Origin of the sequence: Enterobacter genomosp. O, assembly GCF_001022965.1 — a bacterium.
Taxonomy (GTDB): Bacteria; Pseudomonadota; Gammaproteobacteria; order Enterobacterales; family Enterobacteriaceae; genus Enterobacter; species Enterobacter cloacae_L.
The window spans coordinates 552,086-568,465 of sequence record NZ_LECZ01000026.1; the positions used below are offsets into that span (position 1 = coordinate 552,086).

General features: G+C 57.3%; 23 protein-coding genes. 22 read left to right on the plus strand and 1 reads right to left on the minus strand.

The window, feature by feature from the left end; genetic code table 11:
- Positions 1-56: 56 nt before the first annotated feature.
- Complete coding sequence (locus tag ABR39_RS16400; RefSeq protein WP_047347781.1) at positions 57-632, minus strand: phage repressor protein CI; 576 nt, start codon at positions 630-632, stop codon at positions 57-59.
- A gap of 227 nt (positions 633-859) precedes the next feature.
- Between ABR39_RS16400 and ABR39_RS16405 the strand changes: the two genes are divergently transcribed.
- The 22 genes from ABR39_RS16405 (at position 860) to ABR39_RS16505 (ending at position 16,373) form a co-directional block, all read left to right on the plus strand.
- Positions 860-1,198 (plus strand): DUF5347 domain-containing protein, encoded by a 339-nt coding sequence (locus tag ABR39_RS16405; RefSeq protein ID WP_047347782.1) that lies wholly within the window; start codon positions 860-862, stop codon positions 1,196-1,198.
- 68 nt (positions 1,199-1,266) lie between these two features.
- Entirely contained in the window at positions 1,267-1,494 is a 228-nt protein-coding gene (locus ABR39_RS16410) for a DUF2732 family protein (protein WP_047347783.1), read from the plus strand.
- Positions 1,494-1,715, plus strand: a complete 222-nt coding sequence (locus tag ABR39_RS16415; RefSeq protein ID WP_047347784.1) for a TraR/DksA family transcriptional regulator — start codon at positions 1,494-1,496, stop codon at positions 1,713-1,715. The genes ABR39_RS16410 and ABR39_RS16415 overlap by 1 nt, the downstream gene beginning before the upstream one ends.
- Position 1,716: 1 nt before the next feature.
- A complete protein-coding gene (locus ABR39_RS16420) occupies positions 1,717-3,900 on the plus strand; it encodes a replication endonuclease (protein WP_047347785.1) in 2,184 nt (727 codons plus the stop codon).
- Between the two features lie 109 nt (positions 3,901-4,009).
- Complete coding sequence (locus ABR39_RS16425) at positions 4,010-4,450, plus strand: DinI-like family protein (RefSeq protein WP_047347786.1); 441 nt, start codon at positions 4,010-4,012, stop codon at positions 4,448-4,450.
- 178 nt (positions 4,451-4,628) lie between these two features.
- Positions 4,629-4,832, plus strand: a complete 204-nt coding sequence (locus ABR39_RS16430; RefSeq protein ID WP_042715252.1) for a tail protein X — start codon at positions 4,629-4,631, stop codon at positions 4,830-4,832.
- On the plus strand, positions 4,823-5,044 hold the full coding sequence (locus tag ABR39_RS16435) for an HP1 family phage holin (protein WP_029741404.1): 222 nt from the start codon (positions 4,823-4,825) through the stop codon (positions 5,042-5,044). Before ABR39_RS16430 ends, ABR39_RS16435 begins: the two co-directional genes overlap by 10 nt.
- Positions 5,028-5,537, plus strand: a complete 510-nt coding sequence (locus tag ABR39_RS16440; RefSeq protein WP_047347787.1) for a lysozyme — start codon at positions 5,028-5,030, stop codon at positions 5,535-5,537. Before ABR39_RS16435 ends, ABR39_RS16440 begins: the two co-directional genes overlap by 17 nt.
- Positions 5,538-5,551: 14 nt before the next feature.
- Complete coding sequence (gene lysB / locus ABR39_RS16445) at positions 5,552-5,959, plus strand: Rz-like lysis system protein LysB (RefSeq protein ID WP_430748978.1); 408 nt, start codon at positions 5,552-5,554, stop codon at positions 5,957-5,959.
- Complete coding sequence (lysC, locus tag ABR39_RS26230; protein WP_231103413.1) at positions 5,847-6,092, plus strand: Rz1-like lysis system protein LysC; 246 nt, start codon at positions 5,847-5,849, stop codon at positions 6,090-6,092. Before lysB ends, lysC begins: the two co-directional genes overlap by 113 nt.
- Positions 6,055-6,522 (plus strand): phage tail protein, encoded by a 468-nt coding sequence (locus ABR39_RS16450; RefSeq protein WP_047347789.1) that lies wholly within the window; start codon positions 6,055-6,057, stop codon positions 6,520-6,522. The genes lysC and ABR39_RS16450 overlap by 38 nt, the downstream gene beginning before the upstream one ends.
- 102 nt (positions 6,523-6,624) lie before the next feature.
- Positions 6,625-7,266, plus strand: a complete 642-nt coding sequence (locus ABR39_RS16455) for a phage baseplate assembly protein V (RefSeq protein WP_047347790.1) — start codon at positions 6,625-6,627, stop codon at positions 7,264-7,266.
- Complete coding sequence (locus ABR39_RS16460; RefSeq protein ID WP_047347791.1) at positions 7,263-7,613, plus strand: GPW/gp25 family protein; 351 nt, start codon at positions 7,263-7,265, stop codon at positions 7,611-7,613. The genes ABR39_RS16455 and ABR39_RS16460 overlap by 4 nt, the downstream gene beginning before the upstream one ends.
- Before the next feature lie 5 nt (positions 7,614-7,618).
- On the plus strand, positions 7,619-8,527 hold the full coding sequence (locus ABR39_RS16465) for a baseplate assembly protein (RefSeq protein WP_047347792.1): 909 nt from the start codon (positions 7,619-7,621) through the stop codon (positions 8,525-8,527).
- Positions 8,520-9,050 carry a phage tail protein I gene (locus tag ABR39_RS16470; RefSeq protein ID WP_047347793.1) on the plus strand — a complete coding sequence of 177 codons (531 nt, stop codon included), beginning with the start codon at positions 8,520-8,522 and terminating at the stop codon, positions 9,048-9,050. Before ABR39_RS16465 ends, ABR39_RS16470 begins: the two co-directional genes overlap by 8 nt.
- A gap of 11 nt (positions 9,051-9,061) precedes the next feature.
- Entirely contained in the window at positions 9,062-11,140 is a 2,079-nt protein-coding gene (locus ABR39_RS16475; RefSeq protein ID WP_047347794.1) for a tail fiber protein, read from the plus strand.
- Position 11,141: 1 nt separating this feature from the next.
- Positions 11,142-11,573, plus strand: a complete 432-nt coding sequence (locus ABR39_RS16480) for a tail fiber assembly protein (RefSeq protein ID WP_047347795.1) — start codon at positions 11,142-11,144, stop codon at positions 11,571-11,573.
- A gap of 287 nt (positions 11,574-11,860) precedes the next feature.
- Positions 11,861-13,054 (plus strand): phage tail sheath protein, encoded by a 1,194-nt coding sequence (locus ABR39_RS16485; protein WP_047347796.1) that lies wholly within the window; start codon positions 11,861-11,863, stop codon positions 13,052-13,054.
- Between the two features lie 11 nt (positions 13,055-13,065).
- Positions 13,066-13,584, plus strand: a complete 519-nt coding sequence (locus ABR39_RS16490; protein ID WP_047347797.1) for a phage major tail tube protein — start codon at positions 13,066-13,068, stop codon at positions 13,582-13,584.
- Positions 13,585-13,640: 56 nt separating this feature from the next.
- Positions 13,641-13,949 (plus strand): phage tail assembly protein, encoded by a 309-nt coding sequence (locus ABR39_RS16495; RefSeq protein ID WP_047347798.1) that lies wholly within the window; start codon positions 13,641-13,643, stop codon positions 13,947-13,949.
- A 32-nt stretch (positions 13,950-13,981) separates the two neighbouring features.
- Positions 13,982-14,101, plus strand: coding sequence for a GpE family phage tail protein (locus ABR39_RS16500; protein WP_023616176.1), 120 nt, complete (start codon positions 13,982-13,984; stop codon positions 14,099-14,101).
- Complete coding sequence (locus tag ABR39_RS16505; protein ID WP_047347799.1) at positions 14,094-16,373, plus strand: phage tail tape measure protein; 2,280 nt, start codon at positions 14,094-14,096, stop codon at positions 16,371-16,373. Before ABR39_RS16500 ends, ABR39_RS16505 begins: the two co-directional genes overlap by 8 nt.
- Positions 16,374-16,380: the final 7 nt, after the last annotated feature.

Genomic DNA, 16,380 nt, shown 5'->3' on the forward strand with positions numbered 1-16,380 from the left:
AATGCGGGGTTGGCTTTTTTTATTGCGAGCATACGGTTTTGATTACCCGCACGCCATCAGCTCACCTCGCTGTAAATCCCCACCACGCGACCCACCGTTTTGATCTCGTCGATACCGCATTCAAAGGGAACCTTGCCCCCCGCCACGTGGAGCTTTTTACCCGGCAGCAGCGTTAAGTCGCGGATGCTGGTGGTGCCTTCAATCTCAACCAGCCACAGACCGTCGGTTAACGACGCCTCTTTTTCGATAAAGTGCAGCTTGCCCTCCGCCCGGACGGCGATGCCGCGCGCCAGCGGTTTGCTAAAGACAGCAGAATCGATACTCAAAGTAGTATTTTCTTCAAGTCTCCCATCACTTAGGGTGAATGCGGAAACCGAAACGGGATCGCCCGGCGCGGGGTTACCTTCAAACTGCGCGCCCTGTCCGGTCATAAGCCAGCGAAGGCTGGCACCGGTGTCCAGCGCGCACTGAACCGCAAAGTCGTAAGAGATGGTACCGCGCGCGTAGCGGTTCTGAAGCGAGCTGGCGGCGATGTTGAAGTGCCGGGCCAGCTGGATTTTCTGCGTGAAACCATATACCTGACAGATTCTATCGAGTAACTCTTCATTATTCACTTGAGAATCCAAAATCAAAATATGTTCCTTTGAGTGTTTACTAATACTCATTTGGGTATTAATATCATTACAAATTCGGGCAATCAGCGGCAGACGTTGGCAAACAGAGGCTAATGATTGCAGACAGTATCAAAATGGGAATCATGCAGCATGGCTTCTGAAATCGCAATCCTCAAACGGCGGAAAAAGCCGTGCTGTGCCCGTTATCAGCGCATTAGCGTGCGTGAATTTACGCGAGGGGAGACATGGCGATAGAAGCTGCCCGTGCAAGGGTTCCACTTAGCGTGGGGGCTCGTCTTAGCGGGCTTAACCACGTCGCTGAACTGCGCGCCCGATACGGGAGCGATACCGGAAAAGAGCTGGCGCGGTTTATGGCCGAGCTGCGCGATAAGCGCGATCCCTGTTTTGAGGAGAACTGTAGGGCGCTGGCCGCCATCTTTTTCCTGGCGAGATTGCCCGTCGCCCGCCACGAGTGCGATATCAGCGAGCTGACGACCGAGGAGAAAAGGGCGCTGATTACCGCCATGAACCATTTTCGTGCTGTTGTGAGTCTATTTCCTGAACGGCTGACCATGCCGGTGTAACCCAACCAAAAAACGAATGGCGTAAACCCGCCGGGCATTCTATTGCCTGAAATTAAGGAGAACGCGTGATGCGAAACAGTGAAAACCGCTCTTATTCACTCGGAAGTGAAGAACTGAAACACCTGCTGAGGGAGGCAAAAACAGAGGAACGATGCGCGCGAGCCCGCGCGGTCTCCCTGCGCCTGGAGGCACTGGCGAGCCATATCTTCAAAACCGGCATGAGCGGGGAAGACGTTGCCGAACTGCTGTGCCTCGAGGCGGCCCGCTACGAGCGCGAATCACAGGAGCTGCACTGATGGCCGATTTTATCGATCTTGCGCAGGCGCGCGAGCAGGAAGACAGAGAGCGGCACATAAATCACGCCCGCAGACGGCCCGCATCGCCTTCGCGTTTCCTCTGCGAGGACTGCGAGGCCCCGATACCTGAGGCGCGCCGCATGGCGGTGCCCGGCGTGGCCCTGTGCGTCACCTGCCAGGAGATCGCGGAGATGAAAAATAAACACGTCCGGGGAGGATGAGTTGGCTACGTCATTTGCTTATCCGTGGAACGCTCCGCGGTCGGCCATTGCCAGCCCCTACCTTACTCATGCCCAACTGCAGCGCCGCGATCGCCTTTTCGCGGCGCTGCAGCAGGCAAGAATTGCCCTCTCACAGCAGCCTGACAGCGTGCGTTTTGACGTCTGGCGCACGGTCGACGCCCTCGAACAGCGTCGGGGCAGCCCGCAGGCCAATGCCTTTTTGATCCGCTTCTGCAACAGGATGCTGCCCCGCCTGCGGCAGGTCTCTGAACGCTATGCCTCCGCGGGCCTGCACAGCGCGGTTTCCCGGGCCGTGTTTGACGGCCATTTCGACACCCGGCTTCTGCAATACCTTGCCTCGCGCATGGTCGAGCTGGTTGCCCGCTATAACCGACTTCCGGATATGTCCCGCGCGGATATCGACCTGCTGGCCGCCGATATCGCCAGCTTTATTCGCGGCGAGCTGGCGAATATTAACGATGCTGACATGGGTGAATACCAGACGCTGTTCGTCTGGTATCAGCGCGCCGGGCTGATCGCCCGTCAGTTCAACGTGTCGCCTCCGCACTGGGAGCGGGTGTCGAAGACGTTTTTTAACAAAGATGATGTTGCCGCGGCGGTGATCCGCCTGTTTTCCGAGGCGTGGTGGCGCGGGCGCCTGCGTCGGATCGCGGCTGCCTGGCGCGAGCATTTGCAGATTGCCCTCGGCAACGTCAGCAAAAAGAGAACGGCGTATGCGAGCAAGCGCTGCGTGACCGAGTGGCGCGAGCAGAAGCGCCGCACCCGCGAATTTCTCAAGGGCATGGAGCTGGAAGATGAAGAGGGCAACCGCATCAGCCTGATTGAAAAATACGATACCTCGGTGGCCAACCCGGCGATACGTCGCTGTGAACTGATGACCCGCATTCGCGGGTTTGAAAATATCTGCCAGGCGCTGGGCTATGTGGGCGAGTTCTATACCTTAACCGCCCCCGCGCGGTATCACGCGACCGTGAGGTCGGGCTACCCCAACGCGAAGTGGAACGGGGCCAGCCCGGCGGAGACGCAAAGCTACTTCACCCGGCTGTGGGCTCGCATCCGCGCAAAGCTGCACCGGGAGGGGCGCCGTATTTTTGGTATCCGCGTTGCGGAACCCCATCACGACGGTACGCCCCACTGGCACATGCTGATGTTTATGCGGCCGGAAGAGGTCGAATGTGTTCGCCGGATTATAGGGGACTACGCCCGGGAGGAGGATGCCGCCGAGCTTCAGAGCGAAAGCGCCAGACAGGCTCGCTTTCACGCGGACGCGATCGATCCGCAGAAAGGCAGCGCTACCGGCTATATCGCCAAATACATCTCGAAGAATATCGACGGCTATGCGCTGGATGGTGAAACCGATAATGAAAGCGGCGGGCTGCTGAAGGAGACGGCGTCCGCCGTGTCGGCCTGGGCGGGGCGCTGGCATATTCGCCAGTTTCAGTTTATCGGCGGGGCGCCGGTAACGGTCTACCGCGAGCTGCGACGTCTGGCGGATACCGAGGCCGCGCGCGGTCTGAGCGTCGAGTTTGCCGCCGTCCATGACGCTGCCGACGCCGGGGACTGGGCGGGTTACGTCACCGCGCAGGGCGGGCCGTTTGTGCGTCGCGATGATTTACAGGTGCGCACGCTGTATGCCCCGTGCGCCGGGTTTAACCAGTACGGCGAGGAGACCGTCCGCATCCGCGGCGTGTACGATTCCGCCGTCGGCGCGGGCAGCCCGATTTTAACCCGACTCACCCAGTGGAAAATTGTACCGAAGCGGGCTGTGGACGATAAGGCTGCGCCTCCTCGGAGTTCTGTCAATAACTGTACGGTGAGCGATCTCTCTCAACCCTTTAACCGGCGTGCGAGGCGGGCGTTAACCGAGCGCATCAAACGCATCCGGCCCGGCGCAGCGGCGCCCTTTGTCTACGAGCGGGATCCGCAGAACGGGGTTCCGGAGAGGGTGATTGACGAGATCCGGCTTGCCACCGGAATCGCCATCAGCCGGGGAGAGGCCCTGCATCTTATGGCGGGCGGCGTCAGCCGCTTTAACGACAAATGGTGCAGAGGCGCAGCTGATGGATCGCTCTTTCCGGCGGCGCGTTCTTATCAGGAAAAGGCGCGAAAAATCCTTGAACGTATTGGGCATTTAACGGAACTGCTTACCCAGCGGATACGCTAATCTCCATCGATATCATGTACATACCGCGAGGGGTTCTGATTTTTCGCTTCACTCTTTTTATGAATACGTGCTACTGTATGTTTATACAGTATCTCGTGGTGGAGGTTGTGTGGACAGAGAGTTGAACGAGCAGGTCATGATTGAACGAGTCGAGATGATTGCGCGACTCACGACAGAAGGAACGTGTCAGGAAAGAGATCGTGAAATTGCCCTGAATTTGATTGCTGAGATTGCGCGGGGAAATTTAATCAAGAACAACGCGTTTACCGTTGTTTTCTCGGCATCGCCTGTTCCGGAACGCATTAAAAAAGAGGGTAACGTTCGGGTGAACATTACCCTCGATAAAGAACGGCAGATTGGTCATGCCGTCGTCGAGGCCTTCCAGTGCGAACTGACCCGCAGAATACAGTCCCTATTTCCGTCATCCCGGGTAAACGTGAAGTTAGGCTCAGTGACGGGAGTCGAGCTCCAGGGGCTTGAAAGAGAGGCCGATCGCGAGGCGCTGGACGCTATTCTCCGGGAAGTCTGGGAAGACGAGAGCTGGCGCTAGCCCCGGCTCATTACCCGACCCCACGCCCTCATTCAGATTTTGCGCTTCCGTTGAACCACGCGTCGCTGCTCGCGGACGGTCTGTTGTGTCCGCGTTTGCCCATCTCTCAGCGATAGCGAAAAGCTCGCCGGCCCGGGAAACTCTACAGTACCTGGAAACCGGATGTTGGGAGCGTCTGATGAAAATCTATGCAATGCAGGGGGACACGCTTGATGCCGTTTGCGCTCGCTTTTATGGGCGCACGGCAGGCGTCGTTGAAGCCGTTCTGAAGGCCAATTCTGGCCTCGCGGAGTTAGGCGTTATCTTGCCTCACGGCACGCCGGTAGAGATGCCGGAGGTGGATAGCGCCCCCACAAAAGAATCCGTAAACCTATGGGACTGAGCCTGGAGAAGATCACCACGTTTATCGCCTACTGGCTGGCCGTGGCGCTGGCCTGGTTCGGGGCGATGTCTCCTGAAAAAGTCGCGCTGTACGTGGGGAGCCTTTGCGCCATTTTTACCGCGCTGACGAATTACTGGTTTAAGCGAAAAACCTGGCGCTATCTCCAGTCTCTGGGCCTCGATAAGAAGAGCATTCGTGAACTCAATCATTAAGCGTTGCAGCGTCGCCGGCGTGCTGGCCCTGGCGGTGCTGATGCCTGACTTTCGGCTATTGAAAACGTCCCCGGAAGGGCTGGCGTTGATTGCCGATCTCGAAGGATGTCGCCTCTCGCCTTACCGGTGCAGCGCCGGGGTCTGGACGTCAGGCATTGGCCACACGGCAAACGTCGTGCCGACGCGGGACATTACCGAGCGCGAGGCTGCGGTAAACCTGGTCGCTGACGTGCTCAACGTTGAGCGACGGCTGGCGGCGTGCGCGCCGGTGGAGATGCCGCCTCGGGTCTACGACGCGCTGGTGAGCTTTACCTTTAATGTCGGCACGGGCGCCGCCTGCCGTTCGACTCTGGTGTCGTTTATTAAGCGTAAACAGTGGTCTCAGGCATGCGGCGAGCTTACCCGCTGGGTGTACGTCAACGGCGTCAAAAATGCCGGGCTGGAAAACCGCCGCGTTCGCGAGAAGGCCTGGTGCACGAAGGGGCTGCCGTGAGGGCCCTCGTGCTGATGCTGGCCGGGCTGCTGGCTATCACGCTATGGCTTCGTCATGACAACCAGACCCTGTCCCGCTCCTTAGCCGCCGCTAACCGGGTCGCCAGCGAGCAAAAAAACGCTCTCGCCGCGCTTAATCAACAGCTTTCCCTGGCACAGCGGATGGCCAGATCCAACGAAAACGCCCAGGTGAGACTCCGTGAGGCGTTGCTCGCTGCCGGTGAGGAGCAGGCGAAACGGGAAGCGACTATCGGGAGATTACTCAATGAAAATGAAGCGTTACGCCGCTGGTATAGCGCTCAGCTGCCTGATGCTGTCCGCAGGCTGCACACCCGCACCGCCTGTGCCTCCGCAGCACATTGTTTACAACGCCTGCCCGAAGGTGAGCCGCTGCCCGATGCCGGGAAGCGAACCCGCCACTAACGGCGATCTCAGCGCAGATATTCGCAGGCTTGAGTATGCCCTTATCGCCTGCGCGCTGCAGGTGGAAACCATTAAAGACTGTCAGGATAAACTCGATGCACAAACTCAAGAGCCTGCGTCAGGCATTAATTGACGCGATCCCCCAGCTGAATGCTCACCCGGAGCGCCTGCAGATGTCGGTCGGCAGCGGCAATATTGACGCCCGCCTGGCCACCTCGCTCTCCTTTGAAAAGCGCTATGCGCTGAACGCGAAGGTCAGCGGTTTCGCCGGCGACAGCGAGGGTTTTTTCGTCCCGGTGCTGGCCTGGCTTCGGGAAAACCAGCCGGACATGTTTACCCTCGATGAAGGACACAAAAATGGATACACCTTCGCGATCGTCCTGAACGATGACGATACGACGGACATTAGCATCAGCGTGCAGGTGACCGAGCGTATTCTCGTGTCCCAGGAACAGGGCGCTCTGCACGCGACGTACTCCCCCGAACCGCCGCTGCCGGAGCCCGTCACGCGTCCGAAAGAGTTGTACATTAACGGCGAGCTCGTCAGCCGGTGGGAGGACTAACTTCCCCGCGCTGAAAGCCTGATGTCTGGGCAGCTTGTTGTTTCATCCCGCATAAAACCCCGTGTCGTTGCTGCCGTTCGCCCTGAACGGCATTCTCTTCTCATGAATACATTAACTTCCATGAACGGCATCGCTCGCGCGATCCGCAATCTGATTCGTATCGGTGTTGTGACCGATGTTGACCTCAACAGAGGGCTTTGTCGCGTCCAGACCGGCGGGATGAAAACCACCTGGCTGAACTGGCTAACCTGCCGCGCGGGACGTTCGCGCGTGTGGTGGGCCCCTTCCGAGGGAGAGCAGGTGCTGCTGCTGGCCATCGGCGGGGAGCTTGATACCGCCTTCGTGCTGCCCGGCATTTTCTCGGACGACCATCCGGCGCCGTCCGAGTCGCCTGACGCGTTCCACGTCTCGTTTCCGGACGGCGCGGTCATCGAGTACGAGCCCGGGCGCGGGGCGCTGACGGTTTCAGGCATTAAAACGGCCGACGTTACCGCCTCTGAATCGCTGACCGCCACCGTGCCGGAGGTGCGGGTGACGTCAACGTCACGCATCACGCTGGATACGCCAGAAGTGGTGTGCACTAACAAGTTAATTACCGCCTCTCTTGAAGTACAGAAGGGCGGTGTGATGGCCGGAAATATCGAGCATTCCGGCGGCAAATTCACCTCCAACGGGGTGCAGGTGGACAACCATGCGCACGGCGGTGTGCAAAGCGGCGGAAGCTGGACTAAGGGGACACAATGACGGTGCGTTACAGGGGAATGAACAGGCAGACCGGGCTTAGCATTTCAGAGGCTGACCACATCCGGCAAAGCGTGCGCGACATTCTGGTCACGCCGATTGGCTCGCGGGTCATGCGCCGGGATTACGGCTCGCTGCTGGCGGCGATGATCGACAGGCCGCAGAGTCCGGCGCTGCGCCTGCAAATCATGGCCGCCTGTTATTCCGCCATCCAGAAATGGGAGCCGCGGATAAGCCTGACGGCCATCACCTTCGAGCGTTCGGAGAACGACGGGACGTTGTATGTCGATATCACCGGCACGCGCCCGACCTCCGGACAATCCTTTTCTATCACCATTTCACTGAGTTAAACGCTATGGCTATTGTTGATCTGAGCCAGCTCGCCGCGCCTGATGTCGTGGAGGAGGTGGATTATGAAACGCTGTTGGCAGAACGAAAGGCCACCTTTGTCTCGCTCTATCCGGAAGAGGAGCGAGAGGCGATTGCACGGACGCTGACGCTGGAGTCGGAGCCGATTGTGAAGCTCCTGCAGGAGAACGCCTACCGGGAAGTTATCTGGCGCCAGCGCGTTAACGAGGCCGCGCGTGCGGTCATGTTGGCCTATGCCGCAGGCAGCGATCTGGACCAGATTGGGGCAAACGCTAATCTTGAGCGTCTGGTTATTACCCCTGCCGACGACACCACCTTCCCGCCCACGCCGGCCGTGATGGAGTCCGATACCGATTTTCGTCTGCGCATCCAGCAGGCGCCGGAAGGGCTGAGCGTGGCCGGTTCAACAGGGGCGTATCAGTTCCATGGCCGCAGCGCAGATGGCCGGGTAGCGGATATTTCTGTGATCAGCCCACAGCCGGCGAACGTCACGGTCTCCGTACTCTCCCGGGAGAATAACGGCGTGGCGTCTGAGGAACTGCTCGCTGTTGTTCGCAATGCGCTGAACGATGAGGACGTCAGGCCCGTCGCCGACCGCGTGACCGTCCAGTCGGCCAGGATTGTCGACTACAGCATTGCCGCCTCGCTATTTCTCTTCCCCGGTCCTGAAAGTGAACCCGTGCTTAGCGCGGCAAGGGCCCGGCTACAGGCCTACATCACGGCCCAGCATAGGCTAGGGCGCGATATCCGCAAATCAGCCATTTACGCCGCACTTCACGTGGAAGGGGTGCAGCGGGTAGAGCTGACCGCACCCGCGGCGGACATCGTACTTGATGAAACTCAGGCCTCATGGTGCAGCAACTACAGCGTAACCGTGGGGGGAAACGATGAGTAATACCCGCCTTTTACCGGTTGGCTCATCGGCGCTTGAGGTCGCCGCAGCGCGCGCCTGTGCGGACATCGAAAATACGCCTGTTCCGCTGCGCCAACTCTGGAATGCGGATACCTGCCCGGCGAATCTGCTGCCCTGGCTGGCGTGGGCATTTTCGGTTGACCGCTGGGATGAGAACTGGCCGGAGGCCACCAAGCGGGAGGTGATCCGCGCCGCGTGGTTTATTCATGCCCACAAGGGAACGATTGGCGCCGTGCGTCGCGTGGTGGAGCCGCTTGGCTATCTGATTAACGTTACCGAGTGGTGGCAAACCAACGATCCGCCCGGCACCTTCCGCCTTGATATCGGCGTGTTAGACACGGGCATCACCGAGGAAATGTATTACGAAATGGAGAGGCTTATCGCCGATGCGAAGCCTGCCAGCCGCCACCTTATTGGCCTGAATATCATCCAGGACATACCGGGTTATCTCTATACCGGCGCCCTGAGCTATGACGGCGACATCATCACGGTTTATCCCGGATAAGTGAGAGCACAATGACAGTGAAATATAAAACGGTTATCACCAAAGCCGGTGCCGAAAAACTGGCTGCAGCAACCGTCCCGAACGGTAAGAAAGTCAATTTTACGGCGATGGCGGTCGGCGACGGTGGCGGTGTGTTGCCAACGCCAAACGCAAACCAGACGAAACTCATCAATGAAGTCTGGCGCCATGCGCTAAATAAAATCAGCCAGGACAAAAAGAATAAAAACTATGTCGTGGCGGAGCTACTGATCCCTCCTGAGGTTGGCGGTTTCTGGATGCGCGAGATGGGGCTGTATGACGATACCGGGACGCTGATTGCGGTCGGGAATATGGCTGAAAGTTATAAACCCACGCTGGTGGAGGGCTCGGGTCGCGCGCAGACATTGCGAATGGTCATCATGGTAAGCGATATCGCATCCGTCGAGCTGACCATCGACACCTCAACGGTGATGGCGACGCAGGATTATGTTGACGAGAAGCTGACGGAGCATGAACAGTCGCGCCGCCATCCGGACGCGACTCTGGCTGCGAAGGGCTTTACGCAGCTCAGCAGCGCCATTGACAGTGCTTCCGAGGTGCTCGCTGCAACGCCTAAAGCGGTAAAAGCAGCGTACGATCTGGCTAACGGGAAATACACGTCAGCGGACGCAACGACGGCGCGAAAGGGCATCGTTCAGCTCAGTAGCGCTACTGACAGCGTGTCTGAGGTGCTGGCGGCGACGCCGAAGGCGGTTAAAACGGCGTACGATCTGGCAAATGCCAAGTACACCGCGGTGGATGCCACTACGGCGCGCAAGGGGCTTGTTCAGCTCAGCAGTGCGATCGACAGCGTGTCCGAGGTGCTGGCAGCGACGCCGAAGGCGGTGAAGGTAGCGTATGATCTGGCTAATGGGAAGTATACGGCTGCGGATGCAACAACGACGCAAAAGGGCATCGTTCAGCTCAGTAACGCGACTGACAGTACGTCCGAGACACTTGCCGCAACGTCGAGAGCGGTTAAGGCCGCGAATGATAATGCCAGCGGGCGCGTGCCGTCAGGGCGAAAGATTAATGGTTATGCGCTAACAAATGATTTCAATATTACTGCCCAGGACATTTTTAACGGTCAAGCTGTAGGAATTGGCAATGCTGCTGACTTAAATGCTTACACGACACCAGGGCTGTATTACCAGCCAGCAAATGCGCAGGCCGCAACAGGGAAAAATTACCCTGAGGCAAATGCCGGTTCGCTGGAAGTCTATAAGCATGCTGGTTTCACGCAGATTTACCGGATTTATAACAGCTCTCGCACATACATTCGCACGCTTTACAGTGGAGTGTGGTCAGCCTGGACTAGGCAGTATGATGAGGCCAATAAACCAACTGCTGTGGATGTTAGTGCGATCCCCCTGGCGGGCAGCACCGCAGTAAGTGGGGTAGTAAGAAATTCAGCTGAATTTCAAAGCATTTCGGCAAATAGCTATCGTATGGTTTATGGCAACTACGGTGCATTTTGGCGTCAGGATGGCAGCAATTTGTATCTCATGCTGACTAATAGCGGCGACCAGTACGGCAGTTATAACAGCCTTCGTCCTTTAGCTGTTAGCTTGTCTTCTGGTGATGTCACCATGGGTAAGCTGAATTTAACAAATTTTCAGTATTTCGATGCTCGTTATTATACCAAAGCGCAATCGGATGCAGCCTACATGGCGAAAACGGGCGCATATACCAAAGCAGAGAGCGACGGACGATTTCAGCCTAAAGGGAGTTATACCCCTGCAGGCCAGGCCTATACCAAAGCAGAATCAGATGCCCGATACGGCGTTGGGAAAACGACGACGGGTAATAACAACGCCTACTACACACACGGCAATGGAGCTGTTTTCATGCAGGCGGTAAGAGGGATTTCTATTGGTAATAACACCGCCGTCACCGTGACTCTGCCTACGTCATTCCCTAATGGCATTTTGGGGACGGGGGTCAGCTATTACGGTTCTGGAGGCAATAACTCGGACTCGTTTTATCTTTGCACTCCGGTTGGAAAAAATCAGGTGAAAATTGAAACCCATAACTGCACTGGAACATTTTCGTTAATTGTCTCGGGTTATTGATATGAATAAATATTTTAGTAATACAGAGAGTAGTTTTTACCTTGAGGAAACTGTTCAGGTGTACGAAGAACAAGGTATTTCTGTTCCCTCAGATCTGATGAAAATAACCGACTCAGAATATGAATCATTTATGGTGTCACCAGATAGAAAGACGCCACGATTCAATATCAATCGTAATTGCATGGAGTGGGTCGACATAGCTCCGCCCTCAAAAGAAGAGGCTATTCAACATGCCGATTCATTGAAAGCACAATTGATGTCTGTTGCTACTCAGGCCATCTTACCGTTACAGGATGCTGTTGATTTAGAGATGGCTACTGATAAAGAGACGATTTTACTGACAGAGTGGAAAAAGTACCGTGTACGTCTAAACCGTATTGACGTCAATGCAGCACCAGATATTGAATGGCCTGAATCACCGTTAAGCGAATAAATAAACTTCAACTTATAGTGCACCCTAATGGCTGGACATCCCGTTATTGAGGTGCACTTTTCTATAACAAAGAAAATACTCCCTCAAAAAATTCTTATACCAGTAACTCTGGAACAACCATTGCTGTTTAATTAGACAATAAAATTATCATCAGCGATCAAAGCTCCGGGTGAATCAATTCAACTGCTCATTGTATGTTGTGCTGTCCTACCGCCAACGGCATTACGTTTCATACCTCCTCCGCCCAAGAGAAAATAGCCTCACCACTAAACGAAGGAGTTAACCGGATGGGCGACTATCACCACGGCGTGGAAGTCATCGAAATCAACGATGGCACGCGCACCATTTCCACCGTCTCGACGGCAATCATCGGCATGGTCTGTACGGCCAGCGATGCTGACGACAAGACATTTCCGTTAAACGAGCCTGTGCTCATTACCAACGTGCAAAACGCGATTGCGAAAGCCGGCAAGGCGGGGACGCTGTCCGCTTCTCTGCAGGCGATCGCTGACCAGTGCAAACCGGTTGTCGTGGTTGTGCGCGTTGCCGAAGGTATCGACGACCCGGAAGATCCGGAAGCGGCACAGAAAGGGACTATCTCTAACATCATCGGTACCACCGACGAAAACGGCAAATACACCGGCCTGAAGGCGCTTCTGACCGCGAAAACGGTAACCGGCGTGAAGCCGCGCATTCTCGGCGTGCCGGGGCTGGACTCTCAGGAAGTGGCAACCGCGCTGGCAGCGACGTGCCAGAGCCTGCGCGCGTTCGGCTACGTCAGCGCATGGGGCTGTAAAACGATTCCTGAGGCAATCAACTACCGCAAAAACTTCAGCCAGCGCGAACTGATGGTTATCCATCCTGATTTTCTGGCATGGGATACCACCACGAACGCAACGACAACGGCCTGGGCTACCGCCCGTGCGCTTGGCCTGCGCGCCAAAATCGACCAGACCATGGGCTGGCATAAAACCCTGTCAAACGTTGGCGTCAACGGCGTCACGGGCGTAAGCGCCTCCGTCTCCTGGGATCTTCAGGAGCAGGCCACCGATGCGAACCTGCTTAACCAGGCTGGCGTCACTACGCTGATTCGCAACGATGGCTTCAAATTCTGGGGTAACCGCACCTGCTCAGACGACCCGTTATTCGTCTTTGAAAACTACACCCGTACCGCACAGGTGCTGGCCGATACCATGGCAGAAGCGCATGCGTGGGCGATGGATAAACCTATCACCCCAACGCTTATCCGCGACATCGTTTCCGGTATTAACGCCAAGTTCCGCGAGCTGAAAACCAACGGCTATATCGTCGACGGCACCTGCTGGTATGACCCTGAATCGAACGATGCATCCACCCTGAAAGCGGGGAAACTGTATATCGATTACGACTACACCCCTGTCCCGCCGCTGGAAAACCTGACCCTGCGCCAGCGCATCACCGATACCTATCTGGCAGACCTGTCAGATTCGGTTAATAGCTAAGGAGCTGAAGCATGGCGTTACCACGCAAACTTAAATACCTGAATATGTTCAACGATGGCCTGAGCTATATGGGCGTTGTTGAGTCTGTCACCTTACCGAAACTCACCCGCAAGCTGGAGAAGTATCGCGGCGGCGGTATGCCTGGCTCGGTCTCTATCGACCTCGGCCTCGACGATGATGCCCTGGCGCTGGAGTGGACCATTGGTGGTCTGCCGGACGTGGCGCTGTGGGCGCAGTATGCCTCTCCGGGCGCGGACAGCGTGCCTCTGCGCTTTACCGGCTCCTTCCAGCGTGACGACACGGGCGAAATCTCCGCCGTCGAGATCGTCATGCGCGGCCGTCACAAAGAGTTTGATGGCGGTGAAAACAAGCAGGGCGAGAGCGGCACCACCAAGATGTCCACCGAGTGCGCTTACTACCAGCTGACCATCGATGGCAAAGAGATTGTCGAAATCGACATCATCAACATGGTGCTGAAAGTCGACGGCGTCGATCGTCTGGCGGAACACCGTAAGGCGATTGGCCTGTAACCCTTTAACCGGCCGGGACTGCCGGCCGGTAAGTTAACTTTCTGAAGAGTAACGAAATGGACAATATCAACGAGACTGCCATGAACGAAAGTGAAAACCCACATATCGTCACGCTGGATAGCCCCGTTCTGCGCGGCGAGCAAAAAATCGAAAAGGTGACCGTCGCCAAACCCAATGCGGGAACCCTGCGCGGGGTGTCGCTGGCGTCGCTGGCGCAATCTGACGTCGATGCGCTGATCAAGGTGCTGCCGCGAATGACCTCACCGGCGCTGACCGAGCATGAGGTTGCGCGCCTGGATGCCTGCGATCTGCTCTCTTTTGCAGGTAAGGTGATCGGTTTTTTGTCACCGGCTTCGGCTCGCTGAAATTTCCCGAAAAACTGTCGGTCGACGATCTAATGGCGGATATCGCGGTGATCTTTCACTGGCCGCCGTCAGAGCTGTACTCCCTGAGCGTGACCGAACTCCTCTTATGGCGCGAAAAAGCGCTGCAGCGAAGCGGAAACCACCATGAGTAATAATGTCAGACTTGAGGAGCTGCTTAAGGCAGTCGACCGGGCAACCCGACCGCTTAACGCTCTCCATAACGCCAGCCTCACTCTCGCGAGCGATATCCGCAGTACGCAGACGGCGCTGGGGGCGCTCGATGAGCAGGCGGGGCGTATTGACGGCTTCAGGAAAGCAAATATCCAGCTCACCGTGACGGAGCAGTCGCTTACCCGGGCGAAACAGCAGGCAGCGGCGCTGGCGGTGCAGTTTAAGAACACGCAAAACCCCACCCAGGCCCAGGCAGATGCGCTGTCCGCAGCCCGAAAATCGGCAGCCGACCTTAAGCTTGAGTACAACAGCCTGCGCTACTCGGTACAGCGCCAGCGCACCGAACTCGCCCAGGCGGGAATAAACACGCGCACGCTCTCGTCGGATGAGCGTCGTTTACGCACCCACATCAGCGACAAAACGCAGCAGCTTAACCGACAGCGGGAGGCGCTGGCCCGCGTCAACCAGCAGCAGGAGCGGCTGAGTACCGTTCAGAATCGCTATGAGTCAGGCAAACGCGTTGCCGCGCGGGTGCATCAGCTGGCTAATGCGGGCGTGGGCATGGCCAAAGCGGGCTTTGACCAGACGTCCCGGTTTATGGCCCCCGGCATCAGTTTTGAAAAGCAGATGTCGGCTATTCAGGCAAATCTTGGCCTGGAGAAGGGCGACGCCCGGCTTGAGGCCATTCGCCAGCAGGCGCGGGAGGTTAGCGTCAGCGCCGGCGTACCTGCGGATACGGTCGTTCGGGCTCAGAACGAGCTGGCCCGTTCTGGCTATGACGTCGAAGGGCTGCTTGCGGCCACCGCGCCAGCGGTCAACCTCAGCCTGGCGGGGAACGTCGACGCGGCTAAGGCGGCCGATACGATCGCCAGCACGCAGGCCGCGTATCGCCTGGCGAATACGGATGCGGGGCGCATCGCAGACGTGCTTACGCGCGGTTTTACCTCTTCAAATACCACCCTCGCTGAGATGGAGGCCGCCGTCACCTCCGCCGCACCGGCTGCGGATGCTTCCGGTATGGGGCTTGAAGAGACCACCGCGCTGCTTGGCGTTCTGGCGGAAAAAGGGATGAAAGGTGCGGCCGCCGGGGACGCGCTCAGCGCGATGCTGCGCCATGTTCAGACTCCGGATGCCATAAAAGCCGCGGGGGTGCTGGCTTCCGCTGCGGGTGATGGATCGCTTGATGAAAAACGCCAGCAGCTGCAGGGAGCAAAGGGCAGTTCCGCGCTCGCGGCTTCCGTTCAGACCGATAATCTTGACGGCGACATCAGCCGGTTCCAGGCCGCGCTGAACGGGTTAAAGATTGATGTATTTGATAAATCAGATAGCGCTTTGCGCAACCTGACCACGACCGCGACGGGGTGGGTCGGCACGCTTTCGCTTTGGGTAAACGCTAACCCTGAGCTGACGCAAACCCTGGTTAGCGTGATTATCGGCGCACAGGCATTTGCCGGCGTACTGGGCACCTTAGGGATGGTCGTCGCGCCGGTGTTGTCTGGCCTGAATCTGGTCATAACCGCCGCAGGGATGCTGGGTACGGTATTCAGCGTGGTGGGTGGCGCCATCATGACGGTGCTTGGGGCCCTTAGCTGGCCGGTTATTGCTCTCGGCGCGGCGATTGCCGCCGGTGCTTTGCTGATTTTTAAATACTGGGAGCCCATCAGCGCCTTCTTTGGCGGAGTGATTGAGGGGCTTTCTGCGGCCTTCGCGCCGCTGGGCGAGCTGTTCGCTCCGCTGTTACAGGCCTTTGGTTTCATTTCAGAAAAACTGGGCGGGATCTGGCAGTGGTTCACCGATCTGATTGCGCCGATTAAGGCAACGCAGGAAACGCTCGACAGCTGCAAAAATGTCGGCGTGGCGTTCGGTCAGGCGCTGGGCGATGCGCTAATGGCGCCGCTTAATCTCTTTAACAGCCTGAGCGGCAAGGCCAGCTGGCTGCTGGAGAAACTCGGCGTCATAAAAAAAGAGTCGGGCAATATCGACTCGGCTGTGCCGAAAGAAGGTACATCCTCTGCTGACGCCGGAAGTGCCTGGGACCTGGAGCCACCTGTTTATAGCGGCTTCATGGGATACCAGCCGACGGCTGCCGCGGGAGGACGTTCTTACGTCGATCAGAGTAAAAGCGAATACAACATTACACTGCAGGGGAGCACGACTTCCGGAATGGATCTGACTCGTCAAATCCGGGAGGCAATAGAGAGCAGTGAACAGGATAAAGCGAGACGGCAGCAATCCAGCTTTTTTTATGGTTGAGGAGAGA